This is a genomic window from Bacillus suaedaesalsae (assembly GCF_016890225.1).
Taxonomy (GTDB): domain Bacteria; phylum Bacillota; class Bacilli; order Bacillales; family SA4; genus Bacillus_BS; species Bacillus_BS suaedaesalsae.
This window is the reverse complement of sequence record NZ_JAFELM010000044.1, coordinates 83,479-102,349: the sequence shown is the minus strand read 5'-3', so window position 1 is coordinate 102,349 and position 18,871 is coordinate 83,479. Positions and strand designations below refer to the sequence as shown.

Annotated in this window: 20 protein-coding genes; 17 read left to right on the top strand and 3 right to left on the bottom strand. The window is 36.7% G+C overall.

Annotation, left to right across the window (positions count from 1 at the left end; translation table 11 throughout):
- Positions 1-62 precede the first annotated feature (62 nt).
- Positions 63-887: a hypothetical protein gene (locus JR050_RS19040; protein WP_204205243.1), complete on the top strand. Its 825-nt coding sequence runs from the start codon at positions 63-65 to the stop codon at positions 885-887.
- 16 nt (positions 888-903) lie between these two features.
- Complete coding sequence (locus tag JR050_RS19035; RefSeq protein WP_204205242.1) at positions 904-2,115, top strand: G5 domain-containing protein; 1,212 nt, start codon at positions 904-906, stop codon at positions 2,113-2,115.
- A gap of 34 nt (positions 2,116-2,149) precedes the next feature.
- Here JR050_RS19035 and JR050_RS19030 read toward each other — a convergent pair whose 3' ends face one another.
- Genes JR050_RS19030 through JR050_RS19020 form a run of 3 tightly spaced genes read right to left on the bottom strand, consistent with a single transcriptional unit; the run spans position 2,150 to position 4,476 of the window.
- Positions 2,150-3,613: a hypothetical protein gene (locus JR050_RS19030; RefSeq protein WP_204205241.1), complete on the bottom strand. Its 1,464-nt coding sequence runs from the start codon at positions 3,611-3,613 to the stop codon at positions 2,150-2,152.
- Complete coding sequence (locus tag JR050_RS19025) at positions 3,603-4,043, bottom strand: PulJ/GspJ family protein (RefSeq protein ID WP_204205240.1); 441 nt, start codon at positions 4,041-4,043, stop codon at positions 3,603-3,605. The genes JR050_RS19030 and JR050_RS19025 overlap by 11 nt, the downstream gene beginning before the upstream one ends.
- The gene (locus tag JR050_RS19020; protein WP_204205239.1) at positions 4,036-4,476 is read right to left on the bottom strand and encodes a type IV pilus modification PilV family protein; all 441 of its coding nucleotides are present in this window, start codon (positions 4,474-4,476) and stop codon (positions 4,036-4,038) included. Before JR050_RS19020 ends, JR050_RS19025 begins: the two co-directional genes overlap by 8 nt.
- 130 nt (positions 4,477-4,606) lie before the next feature.
- Here JR050_RS19020 and JR050_RS19015 point away from each other — a divergent pair, with 130 nt between their 5' ends.
- The 15 genes from JR050_RS19015 (at position 4,607) to minC (ending at position 18,870) form a co-directional block, all read left to right on the top strand.
- Positions 4,607-6,247 (top strand): GspE/PulE family protein, encoded by a 1,641-nt coding sequence (locus JR050_RS19015; RefSeq protein WP_204205238.1) that lies wholly within the window; start codon positions 4,607-4,609, stop codon positions 6,245-6,247.
- Between the two features lie 11 nt (positions 6,248-6,258).
- On the top strand, positions 6,259-7,299 hold the full coding sequence (locus JR050_RS19010; RefSeq protein WP_204205237.1) for a type IV pilus twitching motility protein PilT: 1,041 nt from the start codon (positions 6,259-6,261) through the stop codon (positions 7,297-7,299).
- Positions 7,300-8,508, top strand: a complete 1,209-nt coding sequence (locus JR050_RS19005) for a type II secretion system F family protein (protein WP_204205236.1) — start codon at positions 7,300-7,302, stop codon at positions 8,506-8,508. It begins immediately after the preceding gene.
- A 177-nt stretch (positions 8,509-8,685) separates the two neighbouring features.
- Positions 8,686-9,081 (top strand): competence type IV pilus major pilin ComGC, encoded by a 396-nt coding sequence (locus JR050_RS19000; protein ID WP_204205235.1) that lies wholly within the window; start codon positions 8,686-8,688, stop codon positions 9,079-9,081.
- Positions 9,082-9,137: 56 nt separating this feature from the next.
- Positions 9,138-9,902: a prepilin peptidase gene (locus tag JR050_RS18995; protein ID WP_204205234.1), complete on the top strand. Its 765-nt coding sequence runs from the start codon at positions 9,138-9,140 to the stop codon at positions 9,900-9,902.
- Between the two features lie 20 nt (positions 9,903-9,922).
- Complete coding sequence (gene pilM / locus JR050_RS18990; protein ID WP_204205233.1) at positions 9,923-10,894, top strand: pilus assembly protein PilM; 972 nt, start codon at positions 9,923-9,925, stop codon at positions 10,892-10,894.
- Between the two features lie 9 nt (positions 10,895-10,903).
- On the top strand, positions 10,904-11,506 hold the full coding sequence (locus JR050_RS18985; RefSeq protein ID WP_204205232.1) for a PilN domain-containing protein: 603 nt from the start codon (positions 10,904-10,906) through the stop codon (positions 11,504-11,506).
- A complete protein-coding gene (locus tag JR050_RS18980) occupies positions 11,503-12,480 on the top strand; it encodes a LysM peptidoglycan-binding domain-containing protein (RefSeq protein WP_204205231.1) in 978 nt (325 codons plus the stop codon). The genes JR050_RS18985 and JR050_RS18980 overlap by 4 nt, the downstream gene beginning before the upstream one ends.
- 120 nt (positions 12,481-12,600) lie before the next feature.
- On the top strand, positions 12,601-13,710 hold the full coding sequence (locus tag JR050_RS18975) for a hypothetical protein (protein WP_204205230.1): 1,110 nt from the start codon (positions 12,601-12,603) through the stop codon (positions 13,708-13,710).
- 215 nt (positions 13,711-13,925) lie between these two features.
- Entirely contained in the window at positions 13,926-14,492 is a 567-nt protein-coding gene (locus tag JR050_RS18970; RefSeq protein ID WP_204205283.1) for a Maf family protein, read from the top strand.
- A 36-nt stretch (positions 14,493-14,528) separates the two neighbouring features.
- Positions 14,529-15,200: a RadC family protein gene (gene radC / locus JR050_RS18965; RefSeq protein ID WP_204205282.1), complete on the top strand. Its 672-nt coding sequence runs from the start codon at positions 14,529-14,531 to the stop codon at positions 15,198-15,200.
- Between the two features lie 202 nt (positions 15,201-15,402).
- A complete protein-coding gene (locus JR050_RS18960; protein ID WP_204205229.1) occupies positions 15,403-16,428 on the top strand; it encodes a rod shape-determining protein in 1,026 nt (341 codons plus the stop codon).
- A 129-nt stretch (positions 16,429-16,557) separates the two neighbouring features.
- On the top strand, positions 16,558-17,439 hold the full coding sequence (gene mreC, locus JR050_RS18955; protein ID WP_204205228.1) for a rod shape-determining protein MreC: 882 nt from the start codon (positions 16,558-16,560) through the stop codon (positions 17,437-17,439).
- Positions 17,436-17,954, top strand: coding sequence for a rod shape-determining protein MreD (gene mreD / locus JR050_RS18950; protein ID WP_204205227.1), 519 nt, complete (start codon positions 17,436-17,438; stop codon positions 17,952-17,954). Before mreC ends, mreD begins: the two co-directional genes overlap by 4 nt.
- 232 nt (positions 17,955-18,186) lie before the next feature.
- Positions 18,187-18,870, top strand: coding sequence for a septum site-determining protein MinC (gene minC / locus JR050_RS18945; RefSeq protein WP_204205226.1), 684 nt, complete (start codon positions 18,187-18,189; stop codon positions 18,868-18,870).
- Position 18,871 lies beyond the last annotated feature (1 nt).

Genomic DNA, 18,871 nt, shown 5'->3' with positions numbered 1-18,871 from the left:
TCGTATAGAATTAATGTTAGTCGATTTTTGTCAAATATAAACATTTAGAAAAGAGGGAAGGCATGGCATTAATATTTGGAGCAGCAGCATTCATCATTTTTGCTTTTATTTTATTGCTACTCCCCTCTCGCTTATCAATGAAGGGGAAACTTGTATTAATTGTTTTAATTATCATTTTATCCCTTGTTTCATACATGGCGAATACGTTCCTGCCATTATGGCAAACAATTGGAATGATCTTCTTAATGGCATTTTTATTTACCTTTCTTCTTTCAAAAAGGAGTAGCGACTTATATACGGATACAGAGCATGATGAAGTTAATGAAGTGAATAGAGAGACAAAAAAGCCTAAACTACCGATTCGTATTATTGGGAGTACTGTTTTCATTCCTGAAATTGAAAGTGCTACTGCAGAGTATGTGACGGTAACAGAGAAAGAATCAACAACTCAAGAGTTTTTCCATTCAGAGGATGTCAGTGATTTAGAACCTGAAGTTGAAAGAGTTAATCATATTGAGGAAGTTTCTCTGGAAACACCTAAGTTGAAGGATAGAACACAACAAGATCTTGATATGGATTTAGATGTATTATTAAATCGATATACACTTGATGATGAAATGGAACGAATTCAAAATAAAAATGAAGAAATTGATTCGGGAATAGTAAATCGGGATCTCGAATCTTTATTTGAAGAAATTGAAGTTCAAGAGATTAGTGTTGATGATGTTGAACCAACCTATGTTGAATCATTTAAGCACGAAGACGATAATGTCATCGAAGAAATTAAGCTACTGCCTATAAAGAAATCTAAAGAGAATAAAGAAGAACAACCATTTACACCATTCGAATTAATTGAAGAAATAAAGGAATTTAAGAAAGAAAAGTAAAGGAGTGAAGCTTCATATGAGAAAGAGTGAGACCGTTCATGTATTTTTAATCTTATTTGTAGGTGTCATATTTATTCTTGGTTTCTCTCGTATCGGAGCTATCACCTTTGACAAGTACAGTGAAGATATTTTTGAAGTAGGAACAATCATTGGGAATGTGGATGTATCTGGAATAACTCAAGAGAATGCAACTGAAATATTATTGAAAGAATTTAATAGGTGGAAGAGTGAAAGTACCATATCGATTCTTATCATGGAGGAAGAGAAAATAGTTCCTAACGATACGTTTACTCCTAACTTTACGGAAAGTGTGCACCAAGCAGGAGATGGTGAAACTAGTCCACTTGCCATAGATATCAATGACAAATTGTTCGAAAAAGTTATCCAAGCCTTACCTGAGGATATACCGTTATCGGATTATGAAAGGGGAAAATTAAAGCAGGATATACTAGAAATTCCTTCAACTTTGCAATATGGTCAATTTTCATTTGATATTTATGACTATGTTAGTGCCGAAAGTGCTGTTTCAATTATTGCCGAGGAAACTATTAAGATTAATTCTGTTCAAGCTGCGGAATTAACAGGTGAAGTTGGTGAGAATTTTACATTTCGTATAAATGGAGCCAGTCAAATATCTTTGCTAGACGAACTTTCTTCGGTATCGGAAGAACATTTAAATATGATTGGTACTGTGTTATACAAAGCAATCTTATCTACTAATTTTCAAGTGCTTGAAAGACACATTAGTAAACAGGCACCTGAACAATCGATAGTAGGATACGAAACGAAAATGAAACGTGATGAAATGGATTTTATTTTTTACAATCCTAATAAGTCAGAGTATGTAGCTCATTTTACCATTAAAGATTCAGAAGTAACGGTGCAAATAAAAGGTGTTCCATTACTAAATGAATATAGTATAGAACTTACAAAGAAATCATTTAATCCAAAGTCAATTGTTCAAATGGATCCAAAGTTATCAATTGGAAGTGTTAGGATGATTGAAAAAGGTGAAAAAGGATACTTAATAAAGGTTACTCGAAGCAAGAAAAGTAAAAATGGTGAAGTTATCGATAAAGAGCTTATGGCAGAAGACTTCTATCCACCTGTACATCAAGTGATTTTATCTAGTGTGATACCGAAAGATGTACCAGAAGAAGAGATAGAAGAAACAGATGAGGAATCGAATAACCCAGAACTAGAGCAAGTAATTGAAGACAATGAATAAAAAGCACGTACCACTCTGGTACGTGCTTTTTGTGTCAATATTGAATGCCTTCCGAATCAATTAACACATCACCATTGTTCTGATCATCTTCTCCGTCGTTATTACTTGGGGGAATTGGTTTGTTTAATACATAAATCGTGCCAGTTGGTTGATTGTTACAGGATGTTGCATTTTCATCAATAATCGCCCGATCTTGATTACCTGAGAAAGTAGCAGTTCCGTATATACAGACCTTACCTTTTCGATTATCTACTTTTACAGGGTGTTTAAAATATGCATTTCCACCAACCATAATTTTTCCCTCTACTTGAGTCTCGTGATCAACAAATAGGTGGTGTCCAACTGTTAATTGAGATCCACTTTTCACATCTAACTTGTGACCGATCCATAAGCTCCCACCTACATCTAATGAAGAAGGTGAATCGAGTAAAGTTTCTAGATCAACATATAAGTTGTTCCCAACTTTGAATGTGCTACCTTTTTTTACATCCAGTTTATGTAATAACCTGGCATTGCCCCCAACATTGATGGTGGATGGTGAATCTATTAGAGTTTCTCCATTTACCAGAAGAAACTCCGTAACAGTTAGAGAGGAACCTGATTTTACATCTAGTTTACGATCGAACTCTGCAGCACCACCAACAGTAAGTGTAGATGGTGAATCTAAAAGTAGCTCATTATTAACAAATAGGGATTTTCCAATTTCAACATTAGAACGACTTTTAATGTCTGCCTTCCCATCAAACTGAGCATTTCCACCAATTGTCAAGGTAGAAGGAGATTCTAACTCTAAATGACTTTCAACTAAAAACTCATCACGAACATATTGGCTTGCTCCAGATTTCAATTTTAATTGTTTTGTGAATCTAACACTATTTTCATACTTCTTTTCGCTGGTTTGTACTACATGATCATCAAAATTAAGACTTCCTGGAGGCATAGTAACTGGTCTTACTGTAAGGGCAAATAAATGATCAAATTCGTTTTTGGAATTAAATGGTTCTCCGTCGGGGTTTTGAGGCGGTGGTAACTCGCCGTTACCAACACGTACAAGTTTCCCACTTAGTTTCTTTCTATCTGTTATTACCCTTTCAATCCTCTCAGATTCTTTGATAATACCAATACTTTGGTAAGCAATCACAATTTCTTTTAATTGTGAATCATAATATGGACGGGTATCTTCAAGTTTAAGTAAAAATGAATATCCCTCTTCAATTACTATTTCATTATTAACAATTCTGTTAACCATTTCGGTAACATTTGCAACAGATAAAGGTATTCCTTCTTCTTTCATCCTATTTATTTCAGTTTTGATTGCTTCATGAAAATAACTGACTCCCATCTCTGCTAGATGAGTAGCTTGTATATCTTGTTCTGTTTTATTGATTTGAGCAGCACTATTTAAGGTTGTATTAATAAGTACTGAAGAAAAGATAAGGATGACGACTATTGTTAGAAGCGTGATAATTAGAGTGGATCCTTGTTCATTAATTTTCAACGTCGTCACCTCCGGATACCTTGTTGATAATGGTAGAAATTGTAAAGGTTTGCTCTTCATCGTTTGAAACAGAAACAGTCAATTCCACATCAATAAATTGATCTGTTTTCATCCTTCTTACTGAATTCGAGATTCCTTGTCCATTTATGTTAAGCTCGTAGGAAAAGGCATTGTTACTTATGTTCTCGTCATTTAGAAAAATGGCTTTATTTTCGTCTGTAGAAAGAGTATAGGTATCTAATTTACGATGTGCAGCTGTTAACTCTGCCAAAATAACGTTCGCTTCTTGTCTCAAAAGTGCATGACTTTGTGTTTTTTCATAGGAAGTTAAGCTTTGAAAAAAAACGCCATAAACAAGTCCACTCACGATTACGAGTATGGAGAGTGTAACTAACACCTCAATTAATGTAATTCCTTTTTGATTATTCATGGGCAACACCTTTAACGTAACCGAACGTTTCTGTTATTTTTGCATTTTCATCTTCGAATGGAGTCGTGCTAACTTGGACTGAAATAGGTGTAAGAGAATAAGTAGCCTTATCTAAAATGGGCTCAACTTTAACATAATATTTATTATTCTTTTTATCTTCTATATAATAAGGTAAAGATGGATCGTCGTTCTTTATACCTATTTCAGATTTCGTATCATTGTCTAAACGATCGAGGTCTGATACTTTTGCTTCTTGAACAACGACTAAGATCTTTCTAGCAATATTAATGGCTTGTAAATTTTCTTCATTTTTAGAAGAAAACAGCATGGATTGAGAAAAGAAGCCAAAAAATGTTGTAACAATTAATCCTACTATAACGATAGAAGCTAGAACCTCTAGTAACGTTAAGCCAGCTTGAGTATTTGTTTTCATCACAGATCCCTCTTCTTAGAAAGTTCGACAAAAAAGAACGTACTTTTCAATTATTAACTCTACTTTATTATACAATGCGAGGAATAGTAAACATTTAATCATCATTTTTCCAAATAAAGGGGTGAGGGTCATGCCAGCAATGAGAAAGAGATTAGGGGATTTGCTTATAGAGGCAGGTCTGATAACAGAAGCACAGCTTGAAGATGCTTTACATACGAAAAAAGAAAATCAAAAGCTTGGCGATGCTTTGCTTGAAAGAGGAATTATTTCCGAGCAACAGTTAATAGAAGTACTAGAGGTACAGCTTGGTATCTCTCATATAAGCTTATATCGATATCCGATTGATGCTAGTCTAATGAGCCTTGTACAAAAGGATTTTGCAAGACGTAATCTTTTAATTCCTATAAAAAAAGAGGGTAACACGCTAACTGTTGCAATGAATGATCCTATGGACTATTACGCAATCGATGATTTGCGGTTATCAACAGGGTTTCAGATTTCTCAAGTTATTGCTGCACGTGATGAAATACTTGCTGCGATTGGGAAGTACTATAACATCGAGGAATTTCCAGAAGACTTTCAAGTAACAAACGATGTGGAGCAAGATGGTGAAAACGCACCAGCAATCCGATTAGTAAATCAAATATTAACAGCAGGAATTCAGCAAAAAGCGAGTGATATCCATATTGATCCTCATGAAACTAAGTTGCTCGTAAGATACCGGGTTGATGGGTTACTCAGAACAGAAAGAACTTTACCAAAAGCATTACAAAATGTTTTAACAGCGCGTATAAAAATTATGGCTAATTTAAATATTACTGAAACCCGTCTTCCTCAGGACGGTAGAATTAAACTGAATCTAGATTATACGAGTGTTGATTTACGTATTTCCATTTTGCCTACCGTTTTTGGAGAAAAGGTTGTTATTCGTGTATTAGATTTAAGCAATGCCTTAATGAAACTTTCACAAATGAGCTTTAATAAAGTTAACTTGCAACGGTTTATTAACCTTATCGAGAGACCATCGGGAATGGTTTTAGTAACAGGGCCAACTGGATCAGGGAAAACTTCAACCGTATATTCAGCGGTAAATCACATTAACACGGAAGATGTTAATATCATTACGATTGAGGATCCTGTTGAGTACCAGGTGGAGGGAATTAACCAAGTACAAGTAAATCATCAAGTTGGACTAACCTTTGCAAATGGTCTTCGTTCAATCTTACGACAAGATCCGAATGTAGTGATGGTCGGTGAAATACGTGATGCAGAAACAGCAGAAATTGCCATCAGGGCATCACTGACAGGTCACCTAGTATTAAGCACGATGCATACAAATAGTGCCATTGGAACAATACCACGACTATTTGATATGGGAATTGAACCGTTTTTAGTTGTATCATCACTTTCAGGCATAGTGGCACAGCGCCTTGTTCGAAAAATTTGTAACGAATGTTCAGTTGCTCATCCACCTACTGAAATGGAACAAAACGTGTTTCAAAAGCGTGGTTTAAAGGTTGAACAAGTATTCACAGGCCGAGGTTGTAAAGCATGTAATGACACGGGATATAAAGGAAGACTCGCCATACATGAAGTGCTCGTTATTGATGATCAAATGAGAAGTATGATGATGAATAATAACTCTGTTCATTCCTTAAGAGAATATGCACTACGCAACGGGATGATTTTCCTTATTGATGATGGATTATTAAAAGTAAAGCAAGGTTTGACGACTGTTCAAGAAGTTTTACGAGTAGCGTTAAGTGATTAGGAGGACAAGCTATGCAGGAAAGATTAGATCATATATTACGTGCAGCCTTTGAAATCGGTGCCTCCGATATTCATCTTACTATCGGTGTTCCGCCGATTATGAGAATTCACGGTGATTTAAAGCAATATGGAAAGGATGCTCTTACTCCACAGGATACAGAAGAAATGGCAAAAGGAATTGTAACTGGAGACTCTTGGAGAAAGTTTGAGGAAAAAGGGGAATTAGATTTCTCTTACGGGATACCCGGTGTCTCTCGCTTTCGTGTAAATATTTATCGCCAACGCTCGTGTATCAGCTTAGCCATTCGAGTTGTTCCAACGACAATTCCTAGCTTAGAGGATCTTGGAATGCCGATGGTGTTGAAAGAAATCGCAGCTAAACAGCAAGGGCTTGTTTTAGTAACGGGTCCAACAGGAAGCGGGAAATCTACAACGCTTGCGTCTATGATTGATTATATGAATCAAAATATGAGAAGACATATTATTACACTCGAGGATCCGATTGAATATTTACATAAGCATAAACATTGTATTATTGATCAGCGGGAAGTTGGTTTTGATACACAAAACTTCTCAAATGGCCTCAGGGCATGTTTACGACAAGATCCTGATGTCATCCTTGTTGGTGAGATGCGTGATCTTGAAACGATTTCAACTGCGATTACAGCAGCCGAAACAGGGCATTTAGTTCTAGGTACACTTCATACGACGAATGCTCCTTCGACAATTGATCGAATTATTGACGTTTTTCCCCCGAGTCAGCAGGCTCAAGTTAGAATACAGCTGGCAGCTGTTTTAGCAGCTGTTATTTCACAGCGTCTGCTACCAACTGCTGATCGTTCAGGAAGAGTCACCGCTAATGAAATATTAATTAATAATGCCGCTATTAAAAACTTAATTCGAAATGAAAAGATCCATCAAATTCATAGCGTGATGCAAACAAGCAAATCCGGCGGAATGCATACGTTTGAAATGTCAATCAAGGAGCTACTTGAAGAAAAGGTTATTTCAAGAGAAACAGCAGCACCTTTTTTACAGGAGAGTGGCGTCTAGATGCCAATTTTTAAATACGAGGGTAGAGATAAACGTGGCATCAAGGTTTCAGGAAAGATTCAAGGAGAAACAAAACGAGAGGCAACGACAATCTTACGGGAAAAAGGAATTGCTGTCATTCACATTAATGAATTAACTGGAATTCTTTATCGTGAAATAAAGTTTGGGCAAGAAAAAATTAAGCTCCGAGATTTTGTCGTATATGTCCGCCAATTCTCAACGCTGTTAAAAGCAGGGATTCCATTAGTTGAAGCCACGAATATTTTACATGAGCAAACTAGTAATAAAATTTTAAAAAGAGTATTACATCATGTTGAAGAAGGTTTGAGAGCAGGTATCCCTTATACAGATGCAGCAGAGAAATATCGAAAAGTGTTTCCACCATTATTCATTAATATGATGAGAGCTGGTGAGGCGGGAGGGAACCTGGACGAAATTCTTGACCGACTTGCAGACTATTATGAAAAACAAAACCGTACGAGACAAAAGGTAAAATCAGCAATGACATACCCCTTGGTTGTAGGAAGTATTTCCATAGTCATCGTTATTTTTCTTCTGGCAGTTGTTGTTCCAACCTTTGTGAATATGTTTGCATCATTTGGAGCTGAACTTCCAGCAATAACACGATTTGTCCTATGGTTATCCAGCTTTTTTACACATTTTTGGTGGTTGTTACTGTTAGTAGGGATTGCTATTTACGTTGGACTTACAATAGTTCTGAATAATAAAGAACTTCGTTATTATTTTGATTATTTTCTTCTAAAGCTTCCTATATTCGGCAAACTATTGCAAAAGGCGGCTCTTGCAAGACTAACAAGAACTCTTAGTTCACTATTCGCCAGCGCAGTTCCAATTCTTCAGTCCGTTTCGATAGTCGAGAAAATTGTAGGAAATGAAGTGATTTCAAGAGTTATTAGGCAATCCAGACTTTCACTTGAACAAGGTCGCCCATTAGCAGAACCAATGAAGGGTCATTGGGTATTTCCACCAATGGTAAGTCAGATGATTTCAGTAGGAGAAACGACAGGTTCCCTGGATGTTATGCTGGACAAAGTAGCCGATTATTATGAGGCTGAAGTTGAGGCAACAACAGATCAAATAAAATCGCTAATTGAGCCGATGATGATTGTACTTTTAGCTTTTGTTGTTGGGAGTATTGTCGCATCCATTGCCGTACCGATGTTTACAATCTTTGAAAAAATTGGCTAAATAGTAATAATTTTTTTTCCAAAAAAGAAAAAAACACTAATAGTATTCTAATCGAGTTGATAGTATAATAGCATTATGCGAGCGAACATGACAAAATTCGCATGACTTTATAACTATACAAAGACATCAAGTTAAGCAGAGATATAGATATTGAATTATTTAAGGGGGAAACGAATCATGGTTAAAAACTTTATGAAAAAGATGAAAGAACAAAAAGGTTTAACACTTGTTGAACTACTTGCAGTTATTGTGATTTTAGGGATTATTGCGGGGATTGCTGTGCCGAGTATTAGTAATATTATTGAAAAATCGAAAGAAGATGCATATCAAGCAAATATTGATATGATAGAAGCTGCAGGGAAATTAGCAGCAATCGCTGAAGAGGATGAAGGCACAGATGAAGGATATTCTGTAGAAGAGCTCGTTGCTGCAAAGTATTTAGACGCTGCACCTTTAAGTCCTTTTGATGGTGATGTGGAATTTGACGGTACTTATAATGCCGGTAAATACACAGAAGGTACTGAAAAAACTACCAAACCTGATTATGTAACACCAACAGTACCAGCTAGTTAATTACTATTATTTCGTGCCCCCTCACCAGGGGGTTCTTTTATTATTGAGGTGATAATATGGAACTATTCTATTTAACCTATTTATTTATCATTGGTTTAACACTCGGCTCGTTTTATAACGTAGTCGGACTTCGTATTCCGCAAAATGAATCAATTTCGACACCTAGATCTCATTGTACCTCCTGCAATCGAACACTATCCTCATATGAACTCATTCCAGTTTTCTCTTACATATTTTTACGAGGAAAATGTAAAACATGTGGGGCAAAAGTCTCGCCCATTTATCCTATTATGGAACTAATCACAGGTCTCTTATTTCTATATTCAGGTCTAACCCTAGGCTGGTCATTGGAACTGCTTCTAGCTCTATCATTTATTTCAATGCTTGTTATTATATCGGTTTCAGATATTGCGTATATGATTATTCCCGACAAAGTTCTTTTATTTTTCTTGCCTTTTTTCATTATTCTTCGTGTCCTTTTACCAACGGTCCCATGGTGGGATTCAATCCTCGGAGCGTTCGCGGGATTTGGATTGTTGTTACTCATTGCAATCGTTACGAAAGGTAACGGAATGGGTTTTGGAGATGTGAAGCTTTCTTTTCTAATTGGATTGGTGTTAGGGTTTCAAAGTGTTATACTTTCTTTCTTTTTAGCTGCACTTTTAGGTTCTGTAATAGGGGGTGTTGCCCTATTAACGGGTATTGTATCTCGTAAGCAACCTATTCCCTTTGGGCCTTTTATCGCAGTTAGTGCAATTATTTGTTATTTTTTTGGTGAGAATATTGTAGAATGGTATATAAATTGGATTAAATTGTCGTAGTGGAACGGTAGGTGAATATCGTGATTAGTCAAAAGCAAGTTAGCTTAATGATTGAAGATCATGCAATACGATATGTAGTCTCTTCTAATAGTTCTAAAAGTCTAGTCTATCATGCGTATGGAGAGCGTTCCCTGCCAGCAGGACTTGTCACCGAAGGGAAGATTGTTGAACGAGAAACGCTGTCGATGATTTTAGAAGAGTGTATGAGTGATTGGAAACTCAGAGGGAAGCGTGCACTATTTATTGTACCCGATCCGTTTGTTGTTGTACGAAGAGTAGAAGTAGATGATCATGTACCAGACGATGAAGTGAGGGGTCACTTATATTTGGAGTTAGGTGAAACGTTACATCTTCCTTTTGATGAGCCAATATTTGATACGTCCGTTATTGGTCAAACAGATGGGAAAAAAGATGTATTACTAGTGGGGGCACCTGAAAATATTGTTATCGAGTATAAAGAATTGCTTCAAGAGGTGAAATTAAAACCAATAGCAGCTGATCTGACTGCACTATCCTTTTACCGTTTCCTATACCATGCTGACCTTATTCATCCTGACGACCACTTACTGACTCTCAAACTAACCGTTGATTCAATGAATATCACGATCTTTCATAAGCATGTCCCAATTTTCACTAGACATGTAAGACTAAATCTTGATGGTGGTACATGGGATATCAAACGAGATATAGAACTTGGTGATCAACTATATTGGAATGGAGAAGAAGAAAGTTTACAAACTCAATTAGCTGACGCGTTATCAGAGCTGGAACGAGTGATGAGCTTTTATCGTTTCTCATTAACAAAAGGGAAAGACCAGGTCTCGAAATTATCTATTACAGGAGATCATCCTAATCTCGATCGCTTCATCCAATCTTGTAAAAATACTTTTAACCTGGGAATTCATAATCTTCATAATGTCGAACTTATAGCAAAGAATGGACAAGCTATTCCAACGAGATATCATGAATTAATTGGACTTTCCTTAAAATAGGGGTGTAGCATGTTAGTCGATATAAATCTATTACCCGAAAAACAAAAGAAAAAATATACATTTCCCATTATAGTTGCTGGGTTAATTTTACTTACGGCTATTGTTTCTATTTTTTTATATCTTGAATATGACCGTCTTCAAAACGAAACAACATACGCTCAAAAGAAGTTACAAGATACGAAATTGTTACGTACCAAGCAGGAGCAAAAGTTAAAAGACTATGCTTCTTCATCGGCCATAACAGAATTAACGAGCGCAATAGAGTGGGCTGAAGAACAGTCAGTGCCTACTGTACCGTTAATTCGTCATTTGTCGAGCCTGCTTCCAGAACGAGGCTATGTGTTGAACTTTGACTATACAGCAGAGACACAAGTGAACTTTACTGTTCAATTTGATACAAGTCGAGAGGCAGCTTATTATTATAAAAGTTTGAAGGATTCCCCGATGATAAATGATGTGGCCTTATCGAGCATCATTACAAGCGTCTCAGATGACGAACCTGATGTTAAACAATATACTGCCTTTCTACTGCCAAGATATATTGCTCAATATCAGTTAAAGTTAAATAATCGCGCAATCAAAGACTCCGAAAAGGAGGAGGTTGCAGAATGAGGTTACATTTATCGAAGAAAGAAACCATTATACTTTCTCTTGTCTTGATACTTTCCTTTGCTATGATATCCTTTATCTACTTCATGCTTATCAAGCCAAAACAAGAAACTCTTCATGATGTTGAAAAGAAACTTATAAGTGAAGAAGCTTTACTCGCTGGCGCTGAGGCGCGAATTGAAAATAAGCAGAAGGTAGACAGTGAGGGAACATTACAACTCCAAAAGAAACTGCCAGTTGATCCACTCGTTGAACAGTTTCTACTAGATCTTGAAAAGGCAGAGACCATTTCTGAAAGCTTTATCACATCAATGGATTTTGGTGTAGAAACGGTTGAAACAGCTTCAACGGTTGTGGAGGAATACATTGAAGAAGCTCAAGGGAATGAGAATACTGAAGAAGTGGAGTCTAATGATGAGGCTAGGACTGGCGTTATTCCAGATGGAATTGAAAGTGTCTCTGTTTTACTAACAGTTGAAGCACCAACTTATTTTGAACTTGAAGCCTTTTTAAGTGCAATAGAACAATCGAGTCGAATAACAAAGGTAGATGAATTAAACTTTTCAGGTAATAAAGAAGTTATTACAACAGATGACGTACCAGATAAATTAACGTATACAGTAAGGGTAACAACATTTTATTATCCGAAGTTAGAGGAGTTAAAAGAACAACTTCCATCTCTAGACGTTCCAGATCCAAGTGCGAAAATGAATCCGCTAGTACCTGTTGTACCGAAGACTTCTTTCAATTCAAGCAGGGATACAACCTCAACAGAAGATGCAGTGAATCATATCGAAAGAGTTTCTGATTCTTTTAAGGAACACACTGTACAATCTGGTGAAACACTTTACTCGATTTCGCAGAAATATTATGAAGACCGAAGTGGAGAAGAGCTAATAAAGGAAGCAAATGAACTGATTACTGATACATTATACGCTGGACAAATTTTAAAGATTCCCGATCGCGAAGAGAAATAGCGAATAATGACGAAAACCTTTCTTAACAAGACGACAAATGTCTTGTTATTTTTTTTTTTGTATATGTTACAGTGATGAAAAGTATTCTTGAGAAATTACGACAAAGTAGGAGGTGTGAGGATGGACAAGCCTAAAGTGACCATAAAAATCAATGGAAAAGAGCGGTCGTTTTTTGAAGCGACATCGGAAACAGAAAAGGTAGAAAAGAAGAGTGTTCGAGAGAAGCCAATAGAAACTGATTATGAAGAAGAGCTAACGATTGTCGATATTGATGAAGTACTCGCAAAGGAAGAAATTGCAGCTGCAAACCAAGAAGAAGATGAATTTGACTGGGTCTTACCAAAGCAGCCTGTTCGAGATCACACGTTTAATAGGGAAAGCATTGTGGATATTGATGACTTAAGAAAGAAGAAAACACCCACGATCACGTCCTTTACAGTAGGAAGTTCATTCAAGAAGAAAAAAAATAAAGAAGCTTATCCTCTGAAAACTCTTCTGTTATCGATCGTTTCTGCCCTTGTTGTAGGTACGTGTTTTGGAATGGTTGTGCTTAGAATGTTTACGGGTGAGACAATTCCCGTAGCAACCAATCAGACGGAACAGGTGGAAAAGGCTACACCGGGCAAAGGTTCCGAAAACGATGGTAAAGGGGCAGGAGAGGTCAACAAAGAATCTTTTACTGCACCTAGTTTAGATGTCTTTTTAGTACAAGGAGGCGCGTTTTCGTCTGAAACTCAAGCTACTCCGATTATGGAAGAATTAAAGAATAAGGGTTTTGCTAGCACATCTATGAGCATAGATGGAAATCATTTTTTATTTATTGGAATTGGATTTACTAAGGAGATAGGGACAGCAATTAGTAAACCATATAACGAACAAGGTCAGGATACATATGTGAAGTCCATTTCCACTCCTGAGAAAAATGTGACAGCAGATCCGGAAGTACTAAAGGCAAGACAGCTTTTTGATCAATTGCTTTCCTATACAACGAATAAGTATTCTTCTACTACTCAAGCGATTGAATGGGCAGAAATCACAAAAGCAGCCGAAACATTAAAGAAATCAGATGAACAGTCAAGTTCTGCCTCTTATATTTCCGCAGTAAAAGATGCATATGAAAAAGCTGCCAGCTACGAATCTAGTGGAGATACGAAAGATTTTTGGAGCACACAACAAACATTATTAACGTGTTACCAAATCTATCAAAAATGGATTTTAGAGCAAAAATAATGCTGTCGAATGATGGACAAAAAGTCGTGGGAAGAAGCGAAGTATATATCGCTTCTTCCCATTTCTATTTGTTCTATAAATAACGAAAATGCTTAAAAAATGGAAAATAGGGCTATAATAATTCTGTTTTTTAAAATTTGTAGAATTTGGTAGAGGGTGGTATGATTGTGTTGTATTGTATCTTCCTCAAAAACCAAATGAAGTTAGGTGATGATATGCAACACCTCATTTTAGCCTCTTCGTCTCCTAGACGAAAAGAACTACTCACTAACCTCGGAATTACATTTGACGTTTCGGCTAGCACCATCGAAGAGATTATTAATCCTTCCCATACACCAGAAGAAGTAGTCGTTTCGCTCGCCTCCCAAAAGGCACGTGACGTTGCGAAACAATATCCGAATTCTATCGTGGTGGGAGCAGATACGATTGTCGTAAAAAATACAAACATATTAGGTAAACCAAAGGACGAAGAAGAAGCCTTTAAAATGCTCTCTATGTTATCTGGTACTACTCATCATGTTTTAACAGGTGTAGCACTTGTTAAAGCGGGTAGTGTACATTCCTTTTATGTTGACACAGAAGTTACGTTTTGGCCATTATCCAAGGAAGACATCAAGCAGTATATTCAGAGTAAAGAACCTTTTGATAAGGCTGGTTCCTATGGCATACAAGGATTAGGAGCTGCATTTGTTAAGGAAATAAAAGGTGATTATTTTTCCGTCGTTGGTTTACCAGTTTCAACTTTAATTAGGGAGTTAAAGAAACTTGGTTTTAAGCCATAAGGGGGAAAAGAGTTTTTGGTACAAAGTGCTTCATTAATGATTAGAGACTTTCCACAGGATGAAAGACCGAGAGAACGGTTACTCGTTGACGGACCGAAAAGTTTATCAAACCATGAACTGCTAGCTATCTTACTACGAACCGGATCTAAGGAAGAATCCGTCTTGCAGCTTGCGAACCGGTTATTAAATCATTTTGAAGGATTACGAATGCTAAAGGATGCGACAATTGAAGAGCTTACGATGATGAAGGGGATAGGAAAAACAAAAGCCATTCAAATTATGGCAGCTATTGAGTTAGGAAGAAGAATTGGAAACCTGCGCTATGATGAACGATTTGTCATTCGTTCCCCAGAGGATGGAGCAAGATATGTCATGGAAGATATGCGATTCTTAACACAAGAGCATTTTGTTTGCCTCTATTTAAATACGAAAAACCAAGTTCTTCATAAACAAACGATATTTATCGGGAGTTTAAACGCCTCCATTGTTCACCCACGCGAAGTGTTTAAGGAAGCCTTTAGACGTTCTGCAGCCTCTATAATATGCATTCATAATCATCCGTCTGGAGACCCAGCTCCAAGTAAAGAAGATATTGAAGTGACAAAACGATTATCAGAATGTGGAAAAATTATCGGAATCGATTTATTAGATCATCTCATTATTGGAGATGGGAAATTTGTTAGTCTGAAAGAAAAAGGATATGTGTAGTACTATCCTTTTCGAGTCACATCATTTATAATACTCTTTGTGAGTTTTTTAACTAGTTAAAACTAGTATGATACGAAAACAGCAAACATATTGTTATGAATAGAGCTAGTTCAAAAAGAGAAACTGGCCTTTTTGAACAACATATAGAAGAGCATGTCAAATGCCCTGACATCATAAAAAGGTTAGAAAGGAAGATACATACATGCTTGGTACAAGAGACCTTGGAATAGATTTAGGAACGGCGAATACGTTAGTATATGTAAAAGGTAAAGGGATTGTTGTACGCGAACCGTCGGTGGTAGCGGTACAAACGAACTCCAAGCATATTGTTGCCGTTGGTAATGATGCGAAAAACATGATCGGTCGTACTCCTGGTAATGTCATTGCAACTAGACCAATGAAAGACGGAGTTATTGCTGATTATGAAACGACAACAACGATGATGAAATATTACATAAAACAAGCTTTAAAAAATAAAAGCTTTTTCTCTGGAAAACCATATGTCATGATTTGTGTTCCTTCTGGAATTACAGAGGTTGAGGAACGTGCTGTTATTGAAGCTGCAAAGCAAGCAGGAGCAAGAGAGGCTTTCACTATTGAAGAGCCATTTGCTGCTGCAATTGGAGCAAACCTTCCAGTTTGGGAACCAACAGGTAGTATGGTTGTTGATATCGGTGGAGGAACAACTGAAGTTGCCATCATTTCATTAGGTGGAATTGTAACGAGTGAATCCATTCGTATTGCCGGAGATGAAATGGACGATGCAATCATTCAATATATAAAGAAGAACTATAATTTAATGATCGGCGAACGTACAGCAGAGATGTTGAAAGTAGAAGCCGGGTCTGCTGGTTCACCAGAAGGTATCGAAAACATTGATATTCGTGGGCGTGACCTGCTAACTGGGTTACCAAAAACAATTTCAATTTCTGCAAAAGAAGTAGCAGATGCATTGAAGGATACTGTTACTGCGATTGTAGAAGCAGTTAAAGTAACATTAGAGAAAACTCCACCAGAACTAGCGGCTGATATAATGGACCGTGGTATCGTGTTAACAGGTGGTGGAGCTTTACTTCGAAACTTAGATAAAGTGATTAGCGAAGAAACAAGTATGCCTGTACTTGTCGCAGAAAATCCGCTAGACTGTGTCGCAATCGGCACTGGGAAATCATTAGATAACATCGATCTATTTAAGAATAAAGCAAAGTATTCAAACCGTAGATACTAACCGATGGACCTAAGAAGATTTCTTAGGTCTTTCTTCGGTGAAAGAATCAACATTCCCAAGAGAATACATATTTTAACTAAAATAGAGCCTACTAAATAGAGAACTAACGATATAAAGAGGGTGAGGATCATGCCACAGTTCTTTTTAAACAAGCGGCTTATCATTTTATTAGTCAGTATCATTATTTTAGTGGCATTGATTGGCTTTTCGATAAATGATAGAGAAAAATTGACTTGGCCGGAGCAGTTTATTAAAGATACGATGGGATGGGTTGGAGGAGTATTCCATTATCCAGCGCTAGAAGTGAAAGAGTTTGTTGGTGGTCTGCAAAATCTCAAAAACACATATAAAGAAAATCAAGAATTAAAAGCTAAATTAGAAGAATATGTGGAATTATCGGTTAAGGCGAGATCACTTGAAGATGAAAATGAAAAGTTAAGAGCATTATTAGATAAACCAGAAAGTATCAGGGAGTTTAAAGAAATTCATGCAACTGTTATTGCGAGAAACCCAGACCGTTGGCATGAAATGTTAACGTTAAATAGAGGAAGTAACCATGGCGTTGCAGAAAATATGGCAGTCATTACATCAGAAGGATTCATTGGTAAAGTGAAATTCGTATCACCATTCACATCCACCATTCAACTGTTAAGTGCACCTGACCGTACAAATCGAATTTCAGCAATTATTCAGGGGAAGACGAATACATTCGGTTTAATTGAAGGCTTTGATGAAGCGAGAGAATCTTTAATTTTTAAACGAATCCCATATGATGCGGAAGTGAAAGAAGGAGAGATTGTCATTTCCTCTGGAAAAGGCGGTGTTTTCCCAGAAGGTTTAATTATAGGCACAATCACAGAAGTATTTCCATCAGAAGACGGGCTTACGAAGTCAGCTTATGTGAAGCCTGCTGCTAATCTATATGACATTGATCATGTCATTGTCGTTGATCGTACGATGATGGGGGCAGAAGATATTAATGAAAGTGAAAAAGAGGGGGAAGAGAATTGAGGAAATGGTTTCTTCCTACTCTCGCGTTCTTATGCTTTATATTAGAAAGTGTGTTTGTTTCTGTATTACCTTCTGAACTTTTTGGTATGGAACGAATTCTTGTCCCACGATTTGTATTAATTATCGTTGTTTTTGTCACGATGTTTACAAATGTTCGAACAGGAATGATTTATGGATTCGTATTAGGAATTTTATATGATTTGTTATATACAAACTTGATAGGTGTTTATATGTTTGCATTCACATTTTTAGCATACATTGTTGCTTGGATTATTAAGTTATTCCAGATTAATACCTTTACCGTCACCTTCATTAGTTTGATCATGATTACTTTATTAGATTTTTATGTATATGGCATACAATATTTATTAGCTAATACGTCAATGATTGCCTCTGAATTTCTGTCAATTCGTTTACTTCCAACGCTTATTTTAAATCTAGCGTTCGTGATTGTATTATTTGTACCATTAAAACGACAATTTTTTAAAATTATTGATACAAATAACGATCAGTGATGTACAATTAAACTTGGCTAGCACCTATCAAAGGACTCGGTGCTAGCCAAGTTTTTCTAATTTTTCTATTTTTCATGACAAGTCAATTTGTTACGTAAAACTAGCAAAAAAATGATATAGTTATAGTAGCAGAAAGTCTCTAAAATGCTACGTTTGGAAAAAGATTTTCGAGTAGGAAAAGAAGGAAAATACTAAGCTCCTGTCGAATTTCTACTATATGAGGTGAGCGTAAGTGAAAGGCAGTAAGCAACAATTTGTAACAATAAAAGGAACGAAGGATGGCTTAACGTTACATCTCGATGATCGTTGTTCTTTTCAAGAACTCATTACGGAGATTGAGGAAAAGCTATCAGGAAATCAACATATACAGCAAGAAAGTCCTCTTATCACAGTTCATGTAAAAGTAGGAATGCGGTACATAACAAAGAAAGAAGAGGAGCTTCTAAGAACATTAATTCGTAAGAAGAAAAACTTAGTAGTCGGCTCTATTGAAAGTGAAGTCATTTCAAAGGCTGAAGCACAGGAGCTAAAGAAGCAATCCGAAATTACTTCTGTTTGTAGAATGGTTCGGTCTGGACAAGTGCTAGAAGTGCCTGGGGATTTATTACTTATAGGAGATGTAAATCCTGGTGGAACGGTAATGGCTGGCGGGAATATATTTGTCATGGGTTCGCTTCGCGGACATGCTTATGCTGGTATTCATGGTGACACTGAGGCGGTAATCGTTGCATCTGTAATGAAGCCGACGGGTTTGAAAATCAGTGATATTTTAAATAGAGCACTTGAATTCTCCAATGAAGAGACAAACGACATGGAATGTGCTTATATAAATAAAGAAGACAGAATCATCATTGATCGTTTACAGGTTTTATCTCATCTAAGACCAAATTTAACAAGATTAGAGAGGGGAATTTAGC

Excerpts from the sequence above, each read along its gene's own strand:
- JR050_RS19025 (WP_204205240.1), bottom strand. The coding sequence starts at position 4,043 with ATGAATAATCAAAAAGGAATTACATTAATTGAGGTGTTAGTTACACTC.
- JR050_RS18985 (WP_204205232.1), top strand. The coding sequence starts at position 10,904 with ATGTTAGTCGATATAAATCTATTACCCGAAAAACAAAAGAAAAAATAT.
- JR050_RS18980 (WP_204205231.1), top strand. The coding sequence starts at position 11,503 with ATGAGGTTACATTTATCGAAGAAAGAAACCATTATACTTTCTCTTGTC.
- JR050_RS19035 (WP_204205242.1), top strand. The coding sequence starts at position 904 with ATGAGAAAGAGTGAGACCGTTCATGTATTTTTAATCTTATTTGTAGGT.
- JR050_RS19010 (WP_204205237.1), top strand. The coding sequence starts at position 6,259 with ATGCAGGAAAGATTAGATCATATATTACGTGCAGCCTTTGAAATCGGT.
- mreC (WP_204205228.1), top strand. The coding sequence starts at position 16,558 with ATGCCACAGTTCTTTTTAAACAAGCGGCTTATCATTTTATTAGTCAGT.
- JR050_RS19020 (WP_204205239.1), bottom strand. The coding sequence starts at position 4,476 with ATGAAAACAAATACTCAAGCTGGCTTAACGTTACTAGAGGTTCTAGCT.
- JR050_RS18975 (WP_204205230.1), top strand. The coding sequence starts at position 12,601 with ATGGACAAGCCTAAAGTGACCATAAAAATCAATGGAAAAGAGCGGTCG.
- JR050_RS19015 (WP_204205238.1), top strand. The coding sequence starts at position 4,607 with ATGCCAGCAATGAGAAAGAGATTAGGGGATTTGCTTATAGAGGCAGGT.
- radC (WP_204205282.1), top strand. The coding sequence starts at position 14,529 with ATGATTAGAGACTTTCCACAGGATGAAAGACCGAGAGAACGGTTACTC.
- JR050_RS18970 (WP_204205283.1), top strand. The coding sequence starts at position 13,926 with ATGCAACACCTCATTTTAGCCTCTTCGTCTCCTAGACGAAAAGAACTA.
- JR050_RS18995 (WP_204205234.1), top strand. The coding sequence starts at position 9,138 with ATGGAACTATTCTATTTAACCTATTTATTTATCATTGGTTTAACACTC.
- JR050_RS19040 (WP_204205243.1), top strand. The coding sequence starts at position 63 with ATGGCATTAATATTTGGAGCAGCAGCATTCATCATTTTTGCTTTTATT.
- JR050_RS18960 (WP_204205229.1), top strand. The coding sequence starts at position 15,403 with ATGCTTGGTACAAGAGACCTTGGAATAGATTTAGGAACGGCGAATACG.
- JR050_RS19000 (WP_204205235.1), top strand. The coding sequence starts at position 8,686 with ATGGTTAAAAACTTTATGAAAAAGATGAAAGAACAAAAAGGTTTAACA.
- JR050_RS19005 (WP_204205236.1), top strand. The coding sequence starts at position 7,300 with ATGCCAATTTTTAAATACGAGGGTAGAGATAAACGTGGCATCAAGGTT.